Here is a 20,624-nt window from a genome sequence, read left to right as displayed (position 1 = left end):
GCCGCGGGGCACGCCCGCTCGCGATGGGCCGTCCGGGCGGTCAGGAGGCGATGGCCACGGCCTGCCGTACGCAGTCCTCGGAGCCGAGGGCGCGGAGCATGAAGTCGGCGAGGTCCGCCCGGCTGACCCGGGAGGCGAGGCCGAGCCGCAGATCGGGTCCGGTGCGGTAGACGCCGGAGTAGCGGCCGCCGGTGATGACCGCGGGCCGCACGATCGTCCACAGGTCGCCCTCGGCGCGGATCACCTCCTCCTGCCGGTCCTTGTCCCGCATGATGGCCGGGATGACCAGCGAGGTCGCGACCCGGTACGCGCCGCGCCTGCCGGGTCCCGACCCGTACGCGCCCACGGCCACCAGCCGCCGTACGCCGAGCGCCCGCATGGCGGGGAGGATGCGCCGCATCGCGTCGGCGCAGACGGTCCCGCCGCGCGGGGAACGCGTGCCGAGGGCGCTGAGCACCCCGTCGGCGCCCGCGATGACGCGGCCGACGGCCTCGGGGTCACGGACGTCGCCGGGCACCACCGTCAGCCGTTCGTGCGGGGGGAGTGCGGCGGGGTCGCGGGCCAGGGCGGTGACCTCGTGGCCCGAGGCGAGTGCCTGCGCGACGAGTTCGCGTCCCACATGGCCGGTGGCTCCGAAGATCGCGATGCGCATGTCGGCGTGGCTCCGGGTCGGGGAAGGGTCACCGGCCATCCTGGTCCACCGCCCGCCGGGCGGCTACTTCAGCAGCCGCGACATCCTGCGGTCGGCGAGCGGCTTCCCGCCCGTCTGGCAGGTGGGGCAGTACTGCAGGGAGGAGTCGCTGAAGGAGACCTCGCGGATCGTGTCGCCGCAGACGGGGCACGGTTCGCCGGCGCGCCCGTGCACCCGCAGCCCGGTCTTCTTCTCGCCCTTCAGGTCGCCCGCGGCCAGACCGCGGGAGCGTTCGACGGCGTCCTGGAGGGTGGTGCGCAGCGCTTCGTACAACCGGCTGACCTCCGTCTCGGAGAGGTTCGCGGCGAGCGCGTACGGCGACATCCGGGCGGCGTGCAGCACCTCGTCCGAATAGGCGTTGCCGACACCGGCGATGACGCCCTGGTCGCGCAGGACGCCCTTGATGCGGCGGCGTTCGCCGGAGAGCAGGCCCGCGAAGACGTCGCGGGTGAAGGCGGGGCCGAGCGGTTCGGGGCCGAGGCGGGCGATGCCGGGGACGTCCTGGAGGTCCCGGACGCAGTGGATGGCCAGCCGCTTCTGCGTCCCCGCCTCCGTCAGGTCGAAGCCGGATCCCTCCGGTTCCGCCATCAGCAGCCGCAGCGCGAGCGGGCCCTTGCCGGGGCGGGGCGGAGTCGCGGGCAGGTCGTCCTTCCAGCGCAGCCAGCCGCCCCGGGCCAGGTGGACGGCGAGGTACGGACCCGCGCCGTCGTCGGTGGTGAACACCAGGAACTTGCCGCGCCGCCCCACGGAGGTCACGGTGCGCCCGTGCAGCGCGTCCAGCGGCGGGTCGTAGGTCTTGAGGACGCTCACCGCCACCGGCAGGATCCGGGCGATGGCGTGCCCGGCCATGCGGCCGGTGAGGAACCCGGCCAGGGCCTCGACTTCGGGCAGCTCCGGCATGCGACCAGTGTGCGCCCCGGGGCGGCGGGGTGCGAGCGGCGGCGGCCGGTTCCGCCCGGTATCGGCGTCAATACCGCACCATGAACGGACAGTTGGATCTTCGGGAGAACTGGACATCGGGCCGCCGGATGTGAATGATCGCAGCCATGGCCGATTCTCTCCCCCTGCCCGCCGAGGCACCGAGCCACCCGGACCCGGGTGCGCTGGACCCCACCGAGGTGATACCCCGGCCGCAGCCGGTGGAGGCCGGTGAGGCCTCGGAGGTCAGGGTGATCAGCGGAGAGGTCGTCGGCGGCCGCCACCGCGGGCAGCGCCGCGGGCCCGGCCGCAGCTCGGTGGGCACGGCCGTGCTGACGGCGACCGGCGCCGTCGCGGGGCTGTCCATGCTGATGCCGCACGGCGGCTCCGGCGACGTCGCGCAGGCCGCCCAGCAGCCGGTCAATACCGTGCCGGACGGGGTCGTCGAGGACACCATGGTGCCGACCGCGGCGGGCGCCGCCGTGGCCGCCGAGACCCCGAAGCCCGGCGCCGAGGCGGTCACGAAGGCCGCTTCCAAGGGCACGGACACCGGCACCCCCACGACCACCGGCACGGGATCCGGCACCCGCGACACCGCGCGGACGGACACCCCGGAGGGCGCCCCCGCCCCGGGCCGCCACGCCCGCGTCAGCGGCAGCTGGGACAGTGAGGACTGGCAGGAGGCCGTGGCCCGCGCCGTCGCCGGGCACCGCTCGGGCGAGCAGGGACACCTCGGCGGCCGCCACCGCTCCGGCGGCGGCTCCGGCTGGAACGGCGGTTCCGGCGGTGACCAGTGGGGCGGCGGCCGGCAGGGGGACTGGTCCCGGGGCGGCTGAGCCGCCTCCGGGCTGACACGGCTTCAGTGCGGCGCCGCATCGAGGCGGGCGCCGCTCCAAGGCAGGGCGCCGCATCGAGGCGGGCGCCGTACCAAGGCAGGGCGCCGTACCAAGGCAGGGCGCCGCCTCGACCGGACACCGCATCAGGACCGGCGCCGCGCCGAAGCCGGGCAGGCTCCGGGGCGTCAGGGCAGTGCCTGCTCGGCCCAGATCGTCTTGCCGGTGGGCGTCTGCCGGGATCCCCAGCGCTGCGTGAGCTGGGCGACGAGCAGCAGACCGCGGCCGCCCTCGTCGAAGATCCGGGCACGGCGCAGGTGCGGGGCGGTGCTGCTGGTGTCGGAGACCTCGCAGATCAAGGTGGCGTCGCGGATCAGCCGGAGCTGGATCGGACCGCCGCCGGCGTAGCGGATCGCGTTGGTCACCAGCTCGCTGACGACCAGTTCGGTGATGAACACGGCCTCCCCGAGCCCCCACTCCCGGAGTTGCTCCGCGGCCGCGCCCCGCGCGTCGGCGACGACGACCGGGTCGTCGGGCAGTTCCCAGGTGACGACCTGACGGGCGCCGAGCGCCCGGGTACGGGCGATCAGCAGGGCGATGTCGTCGCCGGGGCGGTCCGGCAGCAGCCCGTACAGCACGTTGTCGCAGAGTTCCTCCAGGCTCCCGGCGGGCCGGGTGAGCGTCCGGGCGAGCAGAGTGAGCCCCGCGTCGACGTCGTGCCCGGCCGATTCGATCAGGCCGTCGGTGTAGAGGGCCAGCAGGCTGCCCTCGGGCAGTTCCAGCTCGGCCGACTCGAAGGGCAGCCCGCCCAGCCCCAGCGGCGGTCCCGCGGGCAGGTCGGGGAACTCGGCCCGGCCGCCGGGCAGCACCACGGCGGGCGGCGGGTGGCCGGCGCGTGCCATGGTGCAGCGCCGGGAGACGGGGTCGTACACCGCGTACAGGCAGGTGGCGCCGACCTCCCCGGAGAACTGCTCGGAGACGCCCGCGATGCCCTGCCCCTCCTCCATGTCGAGGCGTACCACCAGGTCGTCGAGCTGGGTGAGGAGTTCGTCGGGCGCCAGGTCGACGTCGGCGAGGGTCCGCACGGCCGTGCGCAGCCGTCCCATCGTCGCCGAGGCGTGCACTCCGTGGCCGACGACGTCGCCCACCACGAGCGCCACCCGGGCGCCGCTCAGCGGGATCACGTCGAACCAGTCGCCGCCCACTCCCGCCCGCGAGCCGGCCGGCAGGTAGCGGGAGGCGACCTCGACGGCGGCCTGCCGCGGGGAGCGCCGCGGGAGCATGCTGCGCTGCAGGGTCAGGGCGGTGGAGCGCTCCCTGGAGTAGCGGCGCGCGTTGTCCACGCAGACGGCGGCCCGGGCGGTGATCTCCTCGGCGAGCAGCAGGTCGTCGGCGTGGAAGGGGTCGAGGTTGCGGTGCCGGATGAAGATCGCCAGACCCAGGGTGGTGCCCCGGGCGCGCAGCGGGACGATCATCAGCGAGTGCACGCCGTAGTCGACGACGCTCCTGCCCCGGGCCAGGTCGTACGCGGTCCAGCGCCGGATGTCCGGCTCATGCGTGCGGTGCAGCGACCCCTGCCCGGTGACCAGGGCGCGGGCGGCCGGTGAGTACTCGGGAACCGTGTCCAGCTCGCCGACCTGGGCGGCGGCCTCGGGGCAGCCGGGCAGCACGGACTGCTGGGCGACGCGGCGGAGGCGGAGGGCTCCGGCGGCGGGCAGCGGGCCGGGCTCCTCGCCGCGGACGACGGAGTCCAGCAGGTCGACGCTGACCATGTCGGCGAAGCGGCGTACGGCGACGTCGGCGAGCTCCTGCGCGGTGCGGGTGATGTCCAGGGTGGTGCCGATGCAGGTGCTCGCCTCGTTGACGATGTCCAGCCGGCGCCGGGCGTGGAACTGCTCGGTCGTCTCGTAGACGGCGGCGGACACCCCGGTGACCTGCCCCGAGCCGTCCCTCAGCGGGAAGACCACCATCGCGTACGCGTGGTCGCGGTCGTCGCCGGGCGGGCGGCCCAGGCTCTCCAGGCGCGCGGTCTCGCCGTTCTTCATCACCTCCTCCTGGACGCGGTCGAACTCCTCGAAGGCCGCTCCGGGCATGAACTCGCGCAGTCGCAGCCCGCGCACCTCCGCCACCCTCCTGCCGACCAGGCGCTCCATCGCGGAGTTGGCGGTGCGCAGCCGTACCTCGCGGTCGTAGACGGCGACGGCGACCGGGAGCTGGGCGAGGACCCGGGCGTCCAGTTCCGGCCGCCCGGGGGCGGTCGTGGTCGCGGTGACGGCCCAGTGCGCGGTGCCCGAGGCGTCGCTGAGGAGGCGCAGACCGAGCCGGACCGGCAGCCGGCGGCCGTCGCGGTGTCGCAGGACGACGGGGCCCGCCCAGGAGCGGCCGGCGGCGATCCGGCGCAGCGCGGCGAAGGGCAGGGGTTCGGCGAGCAGGGTGCCGGCCGGCCGGCCGAGGACCTCGGCGGACGACCAGCCGAGCAGTCGGCGGGCGTCCTCGCCCTAGGCGGTCAGCACTCCGGTGTCACCGGCAGCGACGGCAGCGGCCGCGGGCGGCGTCGGCCCGTTGCGCTCCTCCCCTTCCACGTGCTCCTCGTGGCCGGTGCGCCTTCCCATGGGTACGTCCTCGTCCTCATGGCCGTTCCCCCTCAGCATGGTCCCCCGCGGGGGCACTCTCAACCGGCGTGCGCGGCGGGGCGGCGGCGCGCACCGCACGGGACCGCCGGCTCACGCGCTGTCGCCCTCTGGGCAACGCCGTCCCGACGAACGAGACTGAGGCCAGGCGAGTGTGAGGAGTGGCGCAGGTGACGTTGAAGGTCGACGGGCCGCTGACGGCCTCCCCCCGGCCCGCCTCGCCCTGGACGCGCGGCGCGGCAGCCGCGGCGGCGGGGGCGTTGCCCGCGCTGGCCTTCCCCGCGCCGTCGCTGTGGTGGCTGGCGTACGTCGCCCTGGTGCCGTGGATGCTGCTGGCGCGCGCCGCGCCGACCGGGCGGCGGGCCGCCCTGGACGGTTGGCTGGGCGGGGCCGGGTTCATGGTGGCCGTGCACCACTGGCTGATCCCGAGCCTGCACGTCTTCATCGTGCTGATAGCGCTGCTGCTGGGGGCTTTGTGGGCGCCGTGGGGGTGGCTGGTGCGGCGGCTGCTCGGGGGCACGCCCGGCCGCCGCTCGGTGGTGGCGGCGACGGTGCTGGTGCCGTGCGCCTGGCTGCTGGTCGAGCTGGTGCGGTCGTGGGAGTACCTGGGCGGGCCGTGGGGCCTGCTGGGGGCGAGCCAGTGGCAGGTCGCGCCGGCGCTGCGGCTGGCGTCGATCGGGGGCGTGTGGCTGGTCAGCTTCCTGGTGGTGGCGGTGAACACCGCGCTGGCCGCGCTCCTCGCGGTGCCCTCGTGCCGGACGGCCGCGGGCTCGGTGCTGGCGGCCGCCGCGGTGGGCACGACGGCGGTGTGGGCCTGGGCGCCGGTCCCGTCCCGCAGCGGGGAGTCCGTGCGGGTGGCGGTGGTGCAGCCGGGGGTGATCGACGGGCCGCAGCCGCGCTTCGACCGGGGGGAGCGGCTGACCCGTGCGCTCGCGGGCAAGGGCGTGGACCTGGTGGTGTGGGGGGAGAGCAGCGTCGGCTTCGACCTGTCGGCGCGTCCCGACCTGGCCGACCGGCTGGCCGCGCTGTCCCGGGACGTGGGCGCCGGCATCCTGGTCAACGTCGACGCCCGGCGGGCGGACGGCCTCGGGATATCCAAGACCTCGGTGCTGATGGGCCCGGACGGGCCGGCCGGCCCGAGCTACGACAAGATGCGGCTGGTGCCCTTCGGCGAGTACGTCCCGGCCCGCACCGTGCTGGGCTGGGCCACGTCGGTGGGCAGGGCGGCCGGTGAGGACCGGATCCGGGGCGAGCACCAGGTGGTCATGGACGCGGGCCCGGTGCGGCTGGGCCCCCTGGTGTGCTTCGAGTCGGCGTTCCCCGACATGAGCCGGCACCTCGCGGACGACGGGGCGCAGCTGCTGGTGGCGCAGTCCTCCACGTCCTCGTTCCAGGGCAGCTGGGCGCCCGCGCAGCACGCCTCGCTGGCGGCGCTGCGCTCCGCGGAGTCCTGGCGGCCGATGGTGCACGCGACGCTGACCGGGGTCAGCGCGGTCCACGACGCCCGCGGCGAGCGGATCGGCCCGGTGCTGGGAACGTCGCGCAGCGCGGCGCAGGTGTACGACGTGCCGCTGGGCGCCGGGCGCAGCCCGTACGACCGGCTCGGGGACTGGGTGCCCCGGCTCGCGGTGCTGCTGCTGGCCGGGGCGGGCGCCTACGAGGCGGCGCTCAGGAGGTCTGCTCGGTCACGGCGGTGACGACGCGCTCGCACAGCTCATGGGTGAGCAGGGCGTCGCGGGCGTCGAGGGGCTTGCCGTGCCGTACGGCGTCGAGGAAGGCGAGGGCGATCCCCTCTATCCCGCGCTGGCGGGCGACCGGCACCCAGTCGCCGCGGCGGCGGACGGTGGGCTGGCCCTTGTGGTCGACGACCTCGGCCAGGTTGAACACCTGGCGCTTGCTGTCGTGGCCCATGACCTCCAGGACCTCCTCGCTGGAGCCGCTCATGCGGTTCATCACGCCGATCGCGGTGAAGCCGTCGCCGGACAGCTGCAGCGTGACGTGGTGGAGCAGCCCGCCGCGGACCCGTGCCCGGACGTCGGTGTGCTCGACGGGGCCGGGGAGGAGGAAGCGCAGGGTGTCGACGACGTGGATGAAGTCGTCGAAGACGACGGTGCGCGCGGTCTCCGGATGGCCGATGCGGTTCTTCTGCATGAGGATCAGGTCGCGCGGGTGGTCGGCGCACTGCACGTAGCCCGGCGCGTGGCGGCGGTTGAAGCCGACCGTGAGCCCGACGCCGCGCTCCTCGGCCAGGCGCACCAGGTGCTCGGCCCCGGCCAGGTCGTAGGCGAGCGGCTTGTCGACGTAGACGGGGACGCCCGCGGCGATGAGGCGTTCGGTGATCTCGACGTGCGTCTCGGTGGGGGCGTGCACGAACGCCCCGTCGAGCCCCTGGTCGAGCAGGGCGTCGAGGGTCTCGTGGCGGTGCGCGACCGGGACGCGGTGGGTGTCGCCGACGGTGTCGAGGGTCGCGCGGGTACGGGTCTGCAGGTGGAGCTCCACCCCCGGCTGAGCCGTGAGCACCGGCAGGTACGCCTTGCGCGCGATGTCGCCGAGTCCGATGACCCCGATCCTGAGGGGTTCCATGTGCCGCTCCCGCCTGCCTGCCGTGCCCGACCTGTGCCGTCGGCAGCATACGGGCCGGTCGGCGGGCGCCAGTCGGCGATCCCGTCGAGGCCGCGCAGGGCCAGGCGCGGGCCGACCCGGTTGACGCCGGCGAACAGGGCGTCGCGCCGGGCGACGGCGGGCCGGGACGTCACGCCCGGACCCTCGTCGCGTGGTGCGACGGCGTCCTGTTCCACTCCGTCGCCGGCGCGGGCTCGGCGTCACCGCCCCCGGAGGCCGAGTCGCGGGCGGGTGCGGCCGGCCTGCTGCGGGGGGACGCTGGGCGCCGGCTCCGGCGGCTCGGCCGGTTAATGCGTCGACGCTGTCAGAGGCCCCCGCCATCATGGCGGCCATGACGACCTCACCGGAGCGCACCGACCCGCCCTACATCGCCGACGAGCGCACCATGCTGGAGAGCTGGCTGGACTTCCATCGCGACACCCTCGCGATGAAGTGCGCCGGCCTGGACGACGAACAACTTCGCACGGCCGCCACGCCCCCGTCCGACCTCACCCTGCTGGGCCTGGTCCGGCACATGGCGGGCGTCGAACAGGGCTGGTTCCGCACCGTGTTCTCGGGGGAGGACGTGCCGCCCCTCCACCTCACCCAGGGGGACCCCGACGGCGAGTTCCACGACCTCGACAAGGCCGACACCGCCGAGGCGTTCGCCACCTGGCGCGCCGAGATCGCGCACGCCCGCGAGGTGACCCGCGGCCGGTCGCTCGACGACGTCGGGCTGCGGCGGGGCAGGGACGAGGTCTCCCTGCGCTGGATCTACGTCCACATGATCGAGGAGTACGCCCGCCACAACGGCCACGCCGACCTGATCCGCGAGCGCATCGACGGGGTCACCGGCGACTGACGCCTCGAGCACCCCCATCGGCCCGGGCCGGGCGACGACCCCCGTGCGCCGCCCGGCCCGGGCCGGGCCTCACTCGCCCAGGTCCGGGATGCGCCAGTCCACCGGGTCGTGACCCTGTGCCTTGAGCGCCTCGTCGATCTGGGTGAAGGGGCGGCTGCCGAGGAAGAGCTTGGCCGACAGCGGCGACGGGTGGGCGCCCTGGACGACCGCGTGCCGCTCGGTGTCGATCAGCGGCAGCTTCTTCTTGGCGTAGTTGCCCCACAGCACGAAGACCGCCGGGTCGGACCGGGACGCGACGGCCTTGATGACCGCGTCGGTGAACTTCTCCCAGCCCTTGCCCTTGTGCGAGTTGGCCTCCGCCTCGCGCACCGTCAGCACCGCGTTCAGCAGCAGGACGCCCTGCTCGGCCCACGGCATCAGGTAGCCGTTGTCGGGGACCGGGTAGCCGTACTCCTCCTTCATCTCCTTGAAGATGTTCCGCAGGGAGGGCGGCGTCCTGACACCGGGCTGCACGGAGAAGCAGAGGCCGTGCCCCTGGCCCTCGCCGTGGTACGGGTCCTGGCCGAGGACCAGCACCTTCACCTTGTCGTAGGGAGTGGCCTCCAGGGCCGCGAAGACCTGCTCGCGCGGCGGGAAGACCTTGTGCTTCCCGCGCTCCGCCTCCACGAACTCGGTCAGCTGGGTGAAGTAGGGCTTCTCCAGCTCCTCACCGAGGACGGCCTGCCAGGACTCGGGCAGCGTGATGGGCACGTCGGGAACCTCCGGTACGCGATCCGTTACTGGGGACGAACGTACCGTTCCGCACTGACAATCCGCCCGGCCGGGTGTCAGGCGGCGTCCGGCCGCACCCCGACGCGCACCGGGGACGGTGCGCGTCGGGGTGCCGGCGAACGCGAACCTCAGGCGCCGACGCCGGCGTTGAGGAAGATGCCGCCGTCCACGACCAGGGTCTGGCCGGTGATCCAGGCCGCCGCGTCCGAGAGCAGGAAGGCGGCGGCGCCGCCGATGTCCTCGGGCACGCCGAGCCGGCCCAGCGGGTACGCGGACGCGGCCTGCTCCTCGCGGCCCTCGTAGAGGGCGGAGGCGAACCTGGTCTTGACGACCGCGGGGGCGATGGCGTTGGCGCGGACGCCGGGCGCCATCTCGGAGGCGAGCTGCAGCGTGAGGTTGACCATCGCGGCCTTGCTCATGCCGTACGCGCCGATGAACGGGGAGGCGCTGATGCCCGCGATGGAGGCGATGTTGACGATCGCGCCGCCGTTCTCCTTCATCCACGCCTTGTAGGTCTGCTGGGCGAAGCCGAGCGCGGAGACGACGTTGGTCTCGAAGACCTTGCGGGCGACGCCGAGGTCGAGCTCGGCGAGCGGGCCGAAGACCGGGTTCGTGCCGGCGTTGTTGGCGACGTAGTCGACGCGGCCGAAGGCCTCCATCGTGCGCTCGACGACCTCGGCCTGGTGCGCCTCGTCGTGGGCCTTGCCGGCCACGCCGAGGGCCCGGTCGGCGCCGAGGCGTTCGACGGCCTCCTTCAGCGCCTCCTCGTTGCGGCCGGTGATGACGACGCGGTCGCCGCGGGCGACCAGGGCCTCGGCGATGCCGTAGCCGATGCCGCGGCTGGCTCCGGTGACGATCGCGACGCGGCCGTTCTCGGGCTGGGTGCTCATGATGCGGGTCTCCTGTCGCGGGTCAGTCGAGCGGGCCGCCGGCCACGTACAGCACCTGTCCGGAGACAAAGCCCGCGGCGTCGCCGGTGAAGAAGGCGATGGCGTTGGCGACGTCGTCCGGGTTGCCGACGCGCTGCACCGGGATCTGGGTGGCGGCCGCCGCCTGGAACTCCTCGAAGCCCATGCCGATGCGGGCGGCGGTGGCGGCGGTCATGTCGGTGACGATGAAGCCGGGGGCGACGGCGTTGGCGGTGACGCCGAACTTGCCGAGTTCGTGCGCGAGGGTCTTGGTGAAGCCCTGCAGGCCCGCCTTGGCGGCGGAGTAGTTGGCCTGGCCGCGGTTGCCGAGGGCGGAGGAGGAGGACAGGTTGACCACGCGGCCGAACTTCGCGTCCACCATGTGCTTCTGGACGGCGCGGGTCATCAGGAAGGCGCCGCGCAGGTGCACGTTCATGACCGTGTCCCAGTCGGCCGCGCTCATCTTGAACAGCAGGTTGTCGCGGAGCACGCCGGCGTTGTTGACGAGGATCGTCGGCGCCCCGAGCTCCTCGGCGACACGCGCGACCGCGGCCGCGACCTGCTCCTCGTCGGAGACGTCGGCACCGACGGCGACGGCCCGGCCGCCCGCCTTGGTGATCTGCTCGACGGTGTCCTTGCACGCGGTCTCGTCGAGGTCCAGCACGGCCACGGCGCGGCCCTCCGCCGCCAGGCGCACGGCGGTGGCGGCGCCGATGCCGCGCGCCGCCCCTGTCACGATCGCCACACGCTGCTCGGTGGTCGACATCTGCTCTCCTCAGCCCTGTGGGGAGCGGTCGCGCAGGTGAGCGACCGCTTAGTACGTCCCGTAGCCGAAACCGTAGGAGCGCAGTGACCCTGTGTCAACGCCCACCGCGCCGATGTGGCTCAGCGCACCAGAAGATCCAGCAGACGGTCCACCTCGGCCTCCGGGTCCTCGGTCAGCCCGGTGTGGATGGGGCCCGGCTGCACGATGGTGCTGCGCGGCGCCGTCAGCCACCGGAAGCGCCGCCCCGGATCGTCCTCCGCCGCCTGCCCGGCCCGCTCGCCACCCGCGCAGATGCCCTCGTACCCGCGCAGCGCGGCCCGCACTCCGGCGACGTCCACGTCGGGGTCGAGGCAGCGCAGCCGCGTCTCGTCCAGGTGGACCCGGGCACCCACGAAGGACTTGGCCCGGCAGTAGACCAGCACGCCCGCGTTGATCAGCTCGCCGCGCTCGATCCGCGGCATCACACGCACCAGCGCGTACTCGAACACATCGCGCCCGCTCGCCGTGCTCACTTGGCGGCCTTCCCCTCGACCCAGGTGCGCAGCCATTCCGGCGGCGCCTGCTTCTCCTGCTGCTTCGGGGCGAGGACGATCCGCTCCCCCACGGTGCCGGCGCGCGCCAGCAGTACCCGCTCGTAGGCGCGTCGCACCTCGTCGGGGCCCGCGAAGCCGGGCTCGTCCACCAGCCACTCGTCGGGGATCTGGGCGGTGACCTCGCGCAGCAGCGCCTCGTCCACGCGCGGGGCGAGGTCGCGGGCGGCGGACTCGACGTCCGGGGCGAACCGGGCGAGCGCGTGGTCGGCGGCGTCGTACGGCTTGTCGGCGGCCTGGTCGGCGCCCTTCCAGTTGTGGTGGAAGATCAGCGAGGCGCCGTGGTCGATCAGCCAGAGGTCCTGGTGCCAGACCAGCATGTTCGGGTTGCGCCACGAGCGGTCGACGTTGCCCACGAGCGCGTCGAACCACACGATCCGCCCCGCCTCGCCGGACTCCACCTCGAAGACGAGCGGGTCGAAGCCGAGCGCGCCGGGGAGGAAGTCCATGCCGAGGTTGAGGCCGCCACTGGCCTTCAGCAGGTCCTGGATCTCCTGGTCCGGCTCGCCCAGCCCGATCACCGGGTCGAACTGGAACCGCACCAGCAGCGGCACCCGCAACTCCAGCCGCCGGGCCAGCTCCCCGGCGATCACCTCCGCAACCAGCGCCTTGCGGCCCTGTGCGGCACCCACGAACTTCACCACGTACGTCCCCAGGTCGTCGGCCTCGACGACACCGGGCACCGATCCGCCCTCACGCAACGGCGTGACGTAGCGGATCCCTGTCACTTCCTCCATGGGCGCATCTTAATGATCGGCCTCCGGATGCCGCGGACCGCCGTCGCCCGGTGCCGACCCCTGCCCGGGTCCCGGATCGGTCCCGGGTGGAATTTCCGGGGAATGGTTGAACGGCTCACCCATCCGGCCCGTACGACAGGGCAGGGCGTGACCCACGCTCCCGGGCCCCGGCAGGCGGTCCGGAACGGACGAGGCAACAGGATGTGTGACGCATGGCCGAGACGACTGGCATCGCAGGAGCTCCGACCCGCCGCGCCGTGGTCGCCGGAGTGGGTGCGGCGGGGCTCGCGGCCGCGCTGGCCGCCTGCGGCGACTCCAACGACTCCGCGGGCGCCTACAGCCCCGCGGCGCCCCCGCAGGGCGGCGACCAGGGGACCGGGGGGTCGGCGCCCGCCGGTGGAGGGGCCGAGGCGGCGCTGGCCAAGACCTCGGAGATCCCGGTCGGCGGCGGCAAGATCTTCGCGGACAAGAAGGTCGTGGTCTGCCAGCCCGAGGCGGGCTCGTTCAAGGCGTTCTCCGCGATCTGCACCCACCAGGGCTGCGCCGTCAACGAGATCGCGGGCGGCACGATCAACTGCCCGTGCCACGGCAGCAAGTTCAGCATCAAGGACGGCAGCGTGGCCAACGGCCCGGCGACCCAGCCGCTGCAGGCGGCGAACATCAAGGTGGAGGGGGACTCAGTGGCCCTGGCCTGAGTCCCCCGGACCCGGCCCGGACCGTTCCCAGCTGCCGATCACCTCGTCGGCGGTGGTGACCGTGGCGACCAGCGCGAGAGTGTGCCGGAGCATGTCGGCGGTGTACGACTGCGGCACCCCGGCGATGGCATCGGCGGGCACGACCGCCTCGTAGCCGAGGTTGACCACGTCGAAGACGGCGTTGGGGACGGCCACGTTGGCCGACACCCCGGTGACGACGACCGTGCGCACGCCGAGGTTGCGCAGCACGGCGTCGAGGCCGGTGCCGGCGACCGGCGACAGCCCGTGCAGCCGTCGCACCACGAAGTCGCCGGCACCGACCGGTATCTCCTCCGCGACCTCGACGGCGGGCGTGCCGGCGACCTGCAGCACGGGCAGCCGCTCGGCGGCGCGGAAGATCCGCGCGTTGCGGCTGGACCCTCGGCCGTCACAGCGGCGTTCGGCGACGGCGTGCACCACGGTGGCGCCCGCCGCGTGGGCGGCGGCGACCAGCCGCGCGGTGGCGTCCAGCGCCCCGGAGGCGCGTACGGCGGCCGCGAGTTCCGGCAGCGCGCCGCCCGGGCCGACCACCCCGCGCTGGCACTCGACGGTGAGCACGGCGGCGGTCCGGGGGGTCAGGAGCGCGTCGAGCCGCCGGTGCCGATTGCCGTCCGCCATGCTTGCCCCCTCGCGCGCGGGTGCCCTACCGTCGTCCCGAGTGACCGTATCTGACGGAGCGTCAGACTGGGAAGTGGGGGGTGCGCATGGCCGTCGCACAGCGTCGCGGACGCCGGATCATGATGACCGCCGAGGAGGTCGACGCGTTCCTCGGCGCGCAGCGCACCTGCCGCGTCGCCACGGTCTCGCCCGACGGCCGCCCGCACGTGGGCGCCCTGTGGTTCGTCTGGGACGGCACGTCCCTGTGGCTGTACTCGATCGTCCGCAGCCGCCGCTGGGCCGACCTGCGGAGCGACCCGCGCGTCGCGGTCGTCGTCGACGACGGCACGGAGTACGGGGACCTGCGCGGCGTCGAGCTCTCCGGCACCGTCGAGTTCGTCGGTGAGGCGCCCCGCACCGGTGAGCCCCACCCGGGCCTGGAGGTCGTCGAGCGGCTGTTCGCCGCCAAGAACTTCGGCCTGGAGTCCATGCCCCACGACGGCCGCCACGCCTGGCTCCGCCTGACCCCGGACTCCGTCGTCTCCTGGGACTTCCGCAAGATGCCCGGGCCCGGCTAGGGCACGCGCAGGACCGCGTCCCCGAGGCGATCAGCCCTCGGCGGCCGCCACATCCTCCCCCGCCCGGCGCAGGGCCTCGACGGCGGCGCGGATGGCGGGGCGGCGGTCGGCGTCGGAGCGCCAGACGGCGTAGATGTGGCGCTTCATGGTGTGCCGCACGCGGATGGCTCGGACCCCGGCCGGGAGGGGGCCGCGGCCCAGGCGCGGGACGACGGCGACGCCCAGGCCGGCGGCGACGAGGGCCAGCACCGTGGGATGCTCCTCGGCGTGGTGGGCGATACGCGGTTCCACGCCCTTGCCGCGCAGGGTGAACAGCAGCCACTCGTGGCAGAAGCCGCCGTCCGGCCAGGCGATCCAGTCGTCGTCGGCGAGTTCGCCGAGGTCGACCTCGGCGCGGCCGGACAGGGGGTGGCCCTCGGGGACGACCACGTCGGCGATGTCGTCGAGCAGCGGCTCCTTGGCCAGGCCCCCGGGCAGCGAGAGCGGCTTGTTGTACCAGTCGAGGACGACCGCGAGGTCGATGTCGCCGCGGACGAGCCGGGCCAGCGCGTCCTGGGGCTCCATCTCGTGGACCATCGCGCGCAGCTTGGGGTGGTCGCGCCGCGTCGCGGCGAGCGCCTGCGGGAAGAGCCCGCGCACCGCCGTGGGGAAGGCCCCCATGCGCAGTTCGCCGACCGCGGCCCCGCGGTGCGCCTCCAGGTCGGAGTGGGCGAGTTCGACGAGCGAGAGGATGCGGCCGGCGTGCCCGGACAGCAGCCGGCCGGCGTCGGTGAGGCGGACTCCGCGGCCGTTCTTGGCCAGCAGCGTCTGGCCGGTCTCGCGTTCGAGCTTGCCCATCTGCTGGGAGACGGCCGAGGTCGTCACGTGCAGGACGTCCGCCGCGGCGCTCACCGAGCCGTAGGTGGAGATCGCGTGCAGGATGCGCAGGCGCTCGAGGTTCAACATGTAAGCAACACTACGTGATCACCGGCAGGTTTTCTCGCTTGTCCTAAGAGGTTCAATCCGTCATCGTGATGGCCATGAGCGCACCCAGCACCCGCCGCCCGGCCGATGTGGCCGCCCCCTCCCCCGCCGGCACCCCACCCGCCGCCGTCACCGACGCCCCCTCCACGACGACGCGCCGCCGCCTCGTCGTCGACTGGCGCGTCAGCTGGGCGGTGCTCGCGCTCATCTGGGGCTTCAGCTTCCTGTTCATCAAGGTGGGCACCGAGGCCTACGCGCCGCTGCAGGTCGCGCTCGGCCGCATGGTCTTCGGCACCGCCGTGCTGGCCGCAGCCTTCGCGCTGAAGCGGGAACGGATGCCGCGCGGTGCCCGCACCTGGGGGCACATGGCGGTCGCCGCGCTGCTGCTGAACACACTGCCGTTCACGCTCTTCGCGTACGCGGAGCTGACCATCCCGTCGACGCTCGCGGGTATCTGCAACGCCACGACCCCGCTGTGGAGCATGGTGCTGTCGGTGGTGGCGCTCTCGGACGACAAGCCGACCCGGCAGCGGGTCGCGGGGGTCGGCATCGGCTTCGTCGGCGTGCTGACCGTGCTCGGTGCCTGGCAGGGCTTCTCCGGGACGGACCCGGCGGGCACCGCGATGGCGCTGGGTGCCTCCGCGAGCTACGCGGTGGGCTGGATCTACGTGCGCCGCACCCTGAGCGGCAGCGGCAACTCGGCGCTGTCGATGTCCTCCGCGCAGCTGCTCCTCGGTACCGCCCAACTGGCCGTGCTGACCCCGCTGTTCACCTCCGTGCCCGCCTCGTTCCCGCTCTGGCCGACGCTGTCGGTGGTGGCGCTGGGCGCGCTGGGCACCGGGATCGCCTTCCTGCTGCAGTACGGGATCGTCGCGGAGAAGGGCCCGACGATCGCCACGATGGTCACCTATCTGATCCCGGTCATCGCGACCGCGGCCGGCGTCGCCCTGCTGAACGAGCGCCTGACGTGGAACGAGCCGGTCGGCGCCCTCGTGGTGCTCGCCGGCGCGGCGCTGACCCAGCGCCGCCCGGCGCGCTGACCCTTGGGCCGCGCCCCCTCAGCCGAAGCGCCCGGCGCGGTGCGGGCGGACCGCGCCGGCGACGGCCTCGGTCAGGGCCGGGATCTCGTCCACCGTGACCGGCGAGACGGTGATGCGGATGCCCGGCGGGGAGTCCAGGCGGAAGCGCGCGCCGGGCGCCACGGCCCAGCCCGCCTGCAGGAGCCGGGCGACGGCCGCGGTCTCGTCCGGCACCGGGACCCAGACGTTCATGCCGCTGCGGCCGTGTGCCGCGACGCCCCGGTCGGCCAGCGCCCGCACCAGCGCGTCGCGGCGCGCGGCGTAGGCGGCGGAGACGGCCGGGACGTCGACCGCGCCGGTGCGCCAGAGGTGGGCGACGGTGTGCTGCAGCAGATGGCTGACCCAGCCGGGCCCCAGCCGGTAGCGGCCGCGGACCCGGTCGACGGTGACCGGATCGCCGGTGAGGACGGCCAGCCGCAGGTCGGGACCGTAGGCCTTGGCGGTGGATCGGACCAGCATCCAGTGCGGGGTGCTGCCGGCGAGCGGATGCAGGGGCAGCTCCGTCAGTCCGTTCACATGGTCGTCGTCGATGACGAGCACCTGCGGGTGGCCGCCCAGGACGGCCCGCAGTTCGCCGGAGCGCGCCGCGGAGAGCGTGGCGCCGGTCGGGTTCTGGCCGCGGTCGGTGACGATCAGCGCCCGCGCGCCCTGCCGGAGGGCGGCGTCCACGTCCTGCGGCAGCGGGCCGTCGTCGTCCACGCCGACCGGGACGGCGCGCAGCCCGAGGGCCGGGACGAGGTCGAAGACGCTGCCCCAGCCGGGGTCCTCCACCGCCACCGCGTCCCCCGGTCGCAGGTGGGCGGTGAGCGCGCGTTCCATGGCGTCGAGCGAACCGGAGGTGAGCCCGACCGGCCCGGCCGGCACCCCCTCGGCGTCGAAGGCGGCCCGCGCCAGGGCGGCGAGCTCCTCCTCGACCGGGGCGTGCCCGTACAGCATGGGCTGCCGCGCGTTGCGGGCCGCCGCCTCGGCCAGCGCCTCCGCGAGCGGTGGCAGCAGCGCGGTGTCCGGGTTGCCGGTGGACAGGTCCCGCACCCCAGGCGGCACCTCCAGGCGGATCTCGTCCCGCGCGGTGGTCGCCGGACGACGCCGCACCCGGCTGCCGCGGCGGCCCGCGGTCTCGATGACACCGCGGTCGCGCAGCAGGCGGTAGGCGGCGGCGACGGTGTTGGGGTTGACGCCGAGTCCGGCGGCGAGCTCCCGCAGCGGCGGCAGCGCGGCGCCGGGGGCGAGCGCGCCCTCCCCGATGGCCCGTTCGACGCTCGCCGCGATGTCCGCTGCGCCCCGGCCTGTGAACGTGTACTCTCCTAGCACAAAAAGCATTATGCACTAGTGCAAAGGATCGTGCCATGTCCGCCACGCCCTCCGCTGCCGACGCGTACGCTCCCACCGACCGCACCGTCCCCACCCGCAGCCGCGAGCGCGCCTCGTACGACCGCGACCTGGTGCACGCGATCCTCGACGCGGACTACCTCTGCCACCTCGGCTTCGTCCGCGACGGGGCGCCGGTCGTGCTGCCGACCCTCTACGCCCGCGTCGGCGAGCGGCTCTACGTGCACGGTTCCACCGGCTCCCGTCCGCTGCGCGGCGCCGGCGAGGACACCGGGCTCCCGGTCTGCCTGACCGTGACGCACCTGGACGGGCTCGTGCTGGCCCGGTCCGCCTTCAACCACACCATCAACTACCGCTCCGTGGTGGTGCACGGCGTGGCCCGCCAGGTCACCGACCCCACCGAGCGCTCCGTCGCCCTGGACGCCCTGGTCGACCACATCGTGCCCGGCCGGGTCGCCGACTCCCGCCCCGCCAACGCGAAGGAACTGGCCGCCACCGCCGTGATCGCCCTCGACCTGCACGAGGTCTCGGCCAAGGTGCGCACCGGGGGCCCCGGCGACGACCCCGAGGACCTGGCCCTCCCCCACTGGACGGGCGTGCTGCCCGTCACCCGCGCCTACGGAACGCCCGAACCCGCGAACGACCTCGACCCGTCGATCGCCGCCCCGGACTACCTCACCACGCGCTGAAGGGAGCCCCGCGCATGCTCGTCCATCCCTGGGACGCCGCCGTCGACGAGGCCGAGTGGCAGGACTGGCTTGCCGAGCACGACTTCGGCCAGCTCGCGGTCAACGGACTCGGCGGCGAGCCCCCGTTCGTCCAGCCGGTGCACTTCGCCTACGACGCCGCACGGCGTGAGGCGGTCACCCACCTCGCCCGGCCCAACCCGCTGTGGAGCGCGATCGAGGCCCACCCCCGGGTGACGCTCAGCGTCGTCGGCGACCACACCTTCATCCCCGGCGCGTGGCACGCCCCCGAGGGCACCCCGCCCGAGCACGGCACGCCCACCAGCTACTACGCCGCCGTGCAACTGCTCTGCGTGGCCCGCCTCGTGGACGACCCCCAGGAGAAGGCGGACCTCCTGCACCGGCAGCTCGCCCACTTCCAGCCGCGCGGCGACCACGCCCCCGTCGTCCCCGGCGAGGCGCCGTTCGGCCGGATGCTGCCCGGCATCCGCGGGCTGCGGCTGGAGGTCACCGACGTCCGCGCCAAGTTCAAGTTCGGCGGGAACCGGCCGCTCGAAACGCAGTGGCGGGTGACCGAACTGCTGGCCGAGCGGGGTGGTCCGGGCGACGAGGCCGCCCGGACCCGGCAGTTGCGCCGCCTCGGGCAGCGCGGCTAGTCGTCGATCGCCGCGCCGAACCGGGCGTTCTGGTACGGCGCGCCGAGCGAGCCGCCGCCGTACGTCCAGCTCCCCGGCAGCTTCAGGCCGCCGGCACCGGCCGAGAACACCCACACCACACCGTCGTTGGTGTTCTCGCCCGGGGCCGCGACGAGCAGACCGGAGTAGCCGTCGCGGTTGGGGTCGGTGAAGGAGACCTGGGCGCCGAACTTGTCCGCCTTCTCGGCGGTGCCCGGGACGCCCGCGGTGTTCTGGTTGACGTCCAGGACACCGGCCGTGGTCAGACCCCGCGCGGAACCGCGCAGCACCCACACGGCTCCCGCGTCGGCGACGCTGCCGATGTCCTCGCCGGAGGCACCGATCGCGACGTCCGCGTACCCGTCACGGTCGACGTCGCCGACGGAGAGGTCGGAGCCGAAGCCGTCACCGCGCTCCGAGACACCCGGCACGCCGGCGTTGTCCTGGGTCCACCACACGGGCGGACTCCCCGGGCCCTCCTGCCCGACCGGGCCGTCCGGGCTGCCGTAGTAGACGCCGACCATGCCGCCGGTCATCGACTCGCCGCCGTCGTCGGGGCTGTGCGGCTCACCGGTGACCAGATCGTCGAAGCCGTCGCCGTTGATGTCGCCGGAGGCGACGACGGGGCCGCCGCGCAGGGCGGTGACGGGCAGCGGGTCGATGTCGTCGCTGAGGATGACGTACGACCAGCCGTGGCCCGGCTCGCCGCCCAGGCTGAGGCCGGAGACCACGAGGTCGGCCAGGCCGTTGTCGTCGTAGTCGCCGGTCGTCAGCGAGGTGGGCGCGATGCCGGGCCCTTCCGCCTGCCGGGCGAGCGGCGTGCGCCGCCGGTCCTTGAAGGGCGTGAAGGTCCCCGCGTCCCCGCCCTTGCGGGCGGCGGCCTGCGGCACGGACTCGTACTGGAAGATCGACAGCCCCACCTTGTCGATCACGGCGAGCAGGTCACCGGGGACGTAGGTGGTGAAGTGCCCGGCGGCCAGGGCGCTGCCGAACCGGTCGCCCTTCATGGGGCTGACGGACTGCAGCCAGTCGCTCGCGGCGCCGGACAGCCCCTTCGCCGAGCCCCACAGGACCACGATGCCGCCCGCGTCGGCGCCGACGCCGCCCAGGTCCTCGCCGGGGATGCCGACGACGGCGTCGTCGTACCCGTCCCCGTCGAGGTCCCCGCCGGCCACGGCCTGGCCGAAGGCGTCGCCGGTCTCGGCGGCGCCGGGCACGCCGGAGGTGTTCTGGCTGAAGACCTTGGCGCTGGTGGTGACCCCCTTGGGCCCGCCGTACTGCACGGTGACGGCACCGGCGCCGGAACGCCCGCCCACGGTGGCGCCGGGCGCGCCGGTCAGCACGTCCTCGTACCCGTCGCCGTTGAAGTCCCGGTTGCGATCGCTCGCGTGGGTGCCGCCGGGGGTCCCGGCGACGGAGGCGGGCGCGGTGGCGATGGCCGCGCCCGTGATGAGGAGAAATGACGCCGCGGTGACCGCAGCCGAGTGGTTCTTGCGCATGAGCGGCTCCTTCGCTCAAGAACGACCGGGCGGTGCGGGGGTATCCGGAAAGAGCCCGTTTCCTTCTCCGGCACCCTCTTTGACGCGCTGTGGGAAGAAAGGGTTGTAGGAGAAAGCGAACCCGGCACGGGGCGCGGGCGGCCGCGTGGTGCCGTGGGCGGGTGGGCGCGAGACGGCG

At 74.3% G+C, this 20,624-nt stretch carries 22 protein-coding genes; 9 read left to right on the top strand and 13 right to left on the bottom strand.

Features of this window, described 5'->3' with window-relative positions:
• Window positions 1–40: 40 nt before the first annotated feature.
• Both OIE69_RS33755 and OIE69_RS33750 read right to left on the bottom strand, forming a co-directional pair.
• Complete coding sequence (locus OIE69_RS33755; RefSeq protein WP_326578241.1) at window positions 41–652, bottom strand: NAD(P)-dependent oxidoreductase; 612 nt, start codon at window positions 650–652, stop codon at window positions 41–43.
• Between the two features lie 63 nt (window positions 653–715).
• A complete protein-coding gene (locus tag OIE69_RS33750; protein WP_326578239.1) occupies window positions 716–1,591 on the bottom strand; it encodes an Fpg/Nei family DNA glycosylase in 876 nt (291 codons plus the stop codon).
• 146 nt (window positions 1,592–1,737) lie between these two features.
• Between OIE69_RS33750 and OIE69_RS33745 the strand changes: the two genes are divergently transcribed.
• On the top strand, window positions 1,738–2,445 hold the full coding sequence (locus OIE69_RS33745) for a hypothetical protein (RefSeq protein WP_326578237.1): 708 nt from the start codon (window positions 1,738–1,740) through the stop codon (window positions 2,443–2,445).
• 185 nt (window positions 2,446–2,630) lie between these two features.
• Here the strand turns inward: OIE69_RS33745 and OIE69_RS33740 are convergent, their stop codons facing one another.
• Window positions 2,631–4,922, bottom strand: coding sequence for a SpoIIE family protein phosphatase (locus OIE69_RS33740; protein ID WP_326581494.1), 2,292 nt, complete (start codon window positions 4,920–4,922; stop codon window positions 2,631–2,633).
• A 311-nt stretch (window positions 4,923–5,233) separates the two neighbouring features.
• Here OIE69_RS33740 and lnt point away from each other — a divergent pair, with 311 nt between their 5' ends.
• Complete coding sequence (lnt, locus tag OIE69_RS33735) at window positions 5,234–6,769, top strand: apolipoprotein N-acyltransferase (protein WP_392567599.1); 1,536 nt, start codon at window positions 5,234–5,236, stop codon at window positions 6,767–6,769.
• Here the strand turns inward: lnt and OIE69_RS33730 are convergent.
• Window positions 6,741–7,655: a Gfo/Idh/MocA family protein gene (locus OIE69_RS33730; protein ID WP_326578233.1), complete on the bottom strand. Its 915-nt coding sequence runs from the start codon at window positions 7,653–7,655 to the stop codon at window positions 6,741–6,743. The genes lnt and OIE69_RS33730 overlap by 29 nt on opposite strands.
• A 17-nt stretch (window positions 7,656–7,672) precedes the next feature.
• Between OIE69_RS33730 and OIE69_RS44810 the strand changes: the two genes are divergently transcribed.
• Entirely contained in the window at window positions 7,673–8,029 is a 357-nt protein-coding gene (locus OIE69_RS44810) for a hypothetical protein (RefSeq protein ID WP_392567691.1), read from the top strand.
• Entirely contained in the window at window positions 8,026–8,535 is a 510-nt protein-coding gene (locus OIE69_RS33720) for a DinB family protein (RefSeq protein ID WP_326578231.1), read from the top strand. Before OIE69_RS44810 ends, OIE69_RS33720 begins: the two co-directional genes overlap by 4 nt.
• Window positions 8,536–8,604: 69 nt before the next feature.
• On the opposite strand, the gene OIE69_RS33715 is transcribed toward OIE69_RS33720, so the two are convergent.
• From OIE69_RS33715 to OIE69_RS33695, 5 genes are all read right to left on the bottom strand, one after another.
• Window positions 8,605–9,285, bottom strand: a complete 681-nt coding sequence (locus tag OIE69_RS33715) for a uracil-DNA glycosylase (protein WP_326578229.1) — start codon at window positions 9,283–9,285, stop codon at window positions 8,605–8,607.
• A 149-nt stretch (window positions 9,286–9,434) separates the two neighbouring features.
• Window positions 9,435–10,196, bottom strand: a complete 762-nt coding sequence (locus tag OIE69_RS33710; RefSeq protein WP_326578227.1) for an SDR family oxidoreductase — start codon at window positions 10,194–10,196, stop codon at window positions 9,435–9,437.
• Between the two features lie 22 nt (window positions 10,197–10,218).
• Window positions 10,219–10,980 (bottom strand): 3-oxoacyl-ACP reductase FabG, encoded by a 762-nt coding sequence (gene fabG, locus OIE69_RS33705; protein WP_089224548.1) that lies wholly within the window; start codon window positions 10,978–10,980, stop codon window positions 10,219–10,221.
• A gap of 119 nt (window positions 10,981–11,099) precedes the next feature.
• The gene (locus tag OIE69_RS33700; protein ID WP_326578224.1) at window positions 11,100–11,528 is read right to left on the bottom strand and encodes a DUF3037 domain-containing protein; all 429 of its coding nucleotides are present in this window, start codon (window positions 11,526–11,528) and stop codon (window positions 11,100–11,102) included.
• Entirely contained in the window at window positions 11,489–12,307 is an 819-nt protein-coding gene (locus OIE69_RS33695; RefSeq protein ID WP_326578222.1) for a HipA family kinase, read from the bottom strand. The genes OIE69_RS33700 and OIE69_RS33695 overlap by 40 nt, the downstream gene beginning before the upstream one ends.
• Before the next feature lie 212 nt (window positions 12,308–12,519).
• On the opposite strand from OIE69_RS33695, the gene OIE69_RS33690 reads away from it, so the two are divergent.
• Window positions 12,520–13,002 (top strand): Rieske (2Fe-2S) protein, encoded by a 483-nt coding sequence (locus OIE69_RS33690; protein WP_326578220.1) that lies wholly within the window; start codon window positions 12,520–12,522, stop codon window positions 13,000–13,002.
• Here the strand turns inward: OIE69_RS33690 and OIE69_RS33685 are convergent.
• Entirely contained in the window at window positions 12,985–13,659 is a 675-nt protein-coding gene (locus tag OIE69_RS33685) for an isochorismatase family protein (RefSeq protein WP_326578218.1), read from the bottom strand. The genes OIE69_RS33690 and OIE69_RS33685 overlap by 18 nt on opposite strands.
• 86 nt (window positions 13,660–13,745) lie before the next feature.
• Between OIE69_RS33685 and OIE69_RS33680 the strand changes: the two genes are divergently transcribed.
• Window positions 13,746–14,216 carry a pyridoxamine 5'-phosphate oxidase family protein gene (locus OIE69_RS33680; RefSeq protein ID WP_326578216.1) on the top strand — a complete coding sequence of 157 codons (471 nt, stop codon included), beginning with the start codon at window positions 13,746–13,748 and terminating at the stop codon, window positions 14,214–14,216.
• Window positions 14,217–14,246: 30 nt separating this feature from the next.
• Here OIE69_RS33680 and OIE69_RS33675 read toward each other — a convergent pair whose 3' ends face one another.
• Complete coding sequence (locus OIE69_RS33675; protein WP_326578214.1) at window positions 14,247–15,161, bottom strand: LysR family transcriptional regulator; 915 nt, start codon at window positions 15,159–15,161, stop codon at window positions 14,247–14,249.
• A 68-nt stretch (window positions 15,162–15,229) separates the two neighbouring features.
• Here OIE69_RS33675 and OIE69_RS33670 point away from each other — a divergent pair, with 68 nt between their 5' ends.
• The gene (locus tag OIE69_RS33670) at window positions 15,230–16,219 is read left to right on the top strand and encodes a DMT family transporter (protein WP_326578212.1); all 990 of its coding nucleotides are present in this window, start codon (window positions 15,230–15,232) and stop codon (window positions 16,217–16,219) included.
• Window positions 16,220–16,237: 18 nt separating this feature from the next.
• Here OIE69_RS33670 and OIE69_RS33665 read toward each other — a convergent pair whose 3' ends face one another.
• A complete protein-coding gene (locus OIE69_RS33665) occupies window positions 16,238–17,569 on the bottom strand; it encodes an aminotransferase class I/II-fold pyridoxal phosphate-dependent enzyme (RefSeq protein WP_326578211.1) in 1,332 nt (443 codons plus the stop codon).
• Between the two features lie 35 nt (window positions 17,570–17,604).
• Between OIE69_RS33665 and OIE69_RS33660 the strand changes: the two genes are divergently transcribed.
• Both OIE69_RS33660 and OIE69_RS33655 read left to right on the top strand, forming a co-directional pair.
• Window positions 17,605–18,276, top strand: coding sequence for a pyridoxamine 5'-phosphate oxidase family protein (locus OIE69_RS33660; protein ID WP_326578209.1), 672 nt, complete (start codon window positions 17,605–17,607; stop codon window positions 18,274–18,276).
• Between the two features lie 14 nt (window positions 18,277–18,290).
• The gene (locus tag OIE69_RS33655) at window positions 18,291–18,929 is read left to right on the top strand and encodes an FMN-binding negative transcriptional regulator (RefSeq protein ID WP_326578207.1); all 639 of its coding nucleotides are present in this window, start codon (window positions 18,291–18,293) and stop codon (window positions 18,927–18,929) included.
• On the opposite strand, the gene OIE69_RS33650 is transcribed toward OIE69_RS33655, so the two are convergent.
• Entirely contained in the window at window positions 18,926–20,446 is a 1,521-nt protein-coding gene (locus OIE69_RS33650) for an FG-GAP repeat protein (RefSeq protein ID WP_326578205.1), read from the bottom strand. The genes OIE69_RS33655 and OIE69_RS33650 overlap by 4 nt on opposite strands.
• Window positions 20,447–20,624: the final 178 nt, after the last annotated feature.

Origin of the sequence: Actinacidiphila glaucinigra (assembly GCF_035918135.1) — a bacterium.
GTDB lineage: Bacteria > Actinomycetota > Actinomycetes > Streptomycetales > Streptomycetaceae > Actinacidiphila > Actinacidiphila glaucinigra.
The sequence above is the reverse complement of the archived record's forward strand: the minus strand, read 5'-3'. Positions and strand labels throughout refer to the sequence as shown.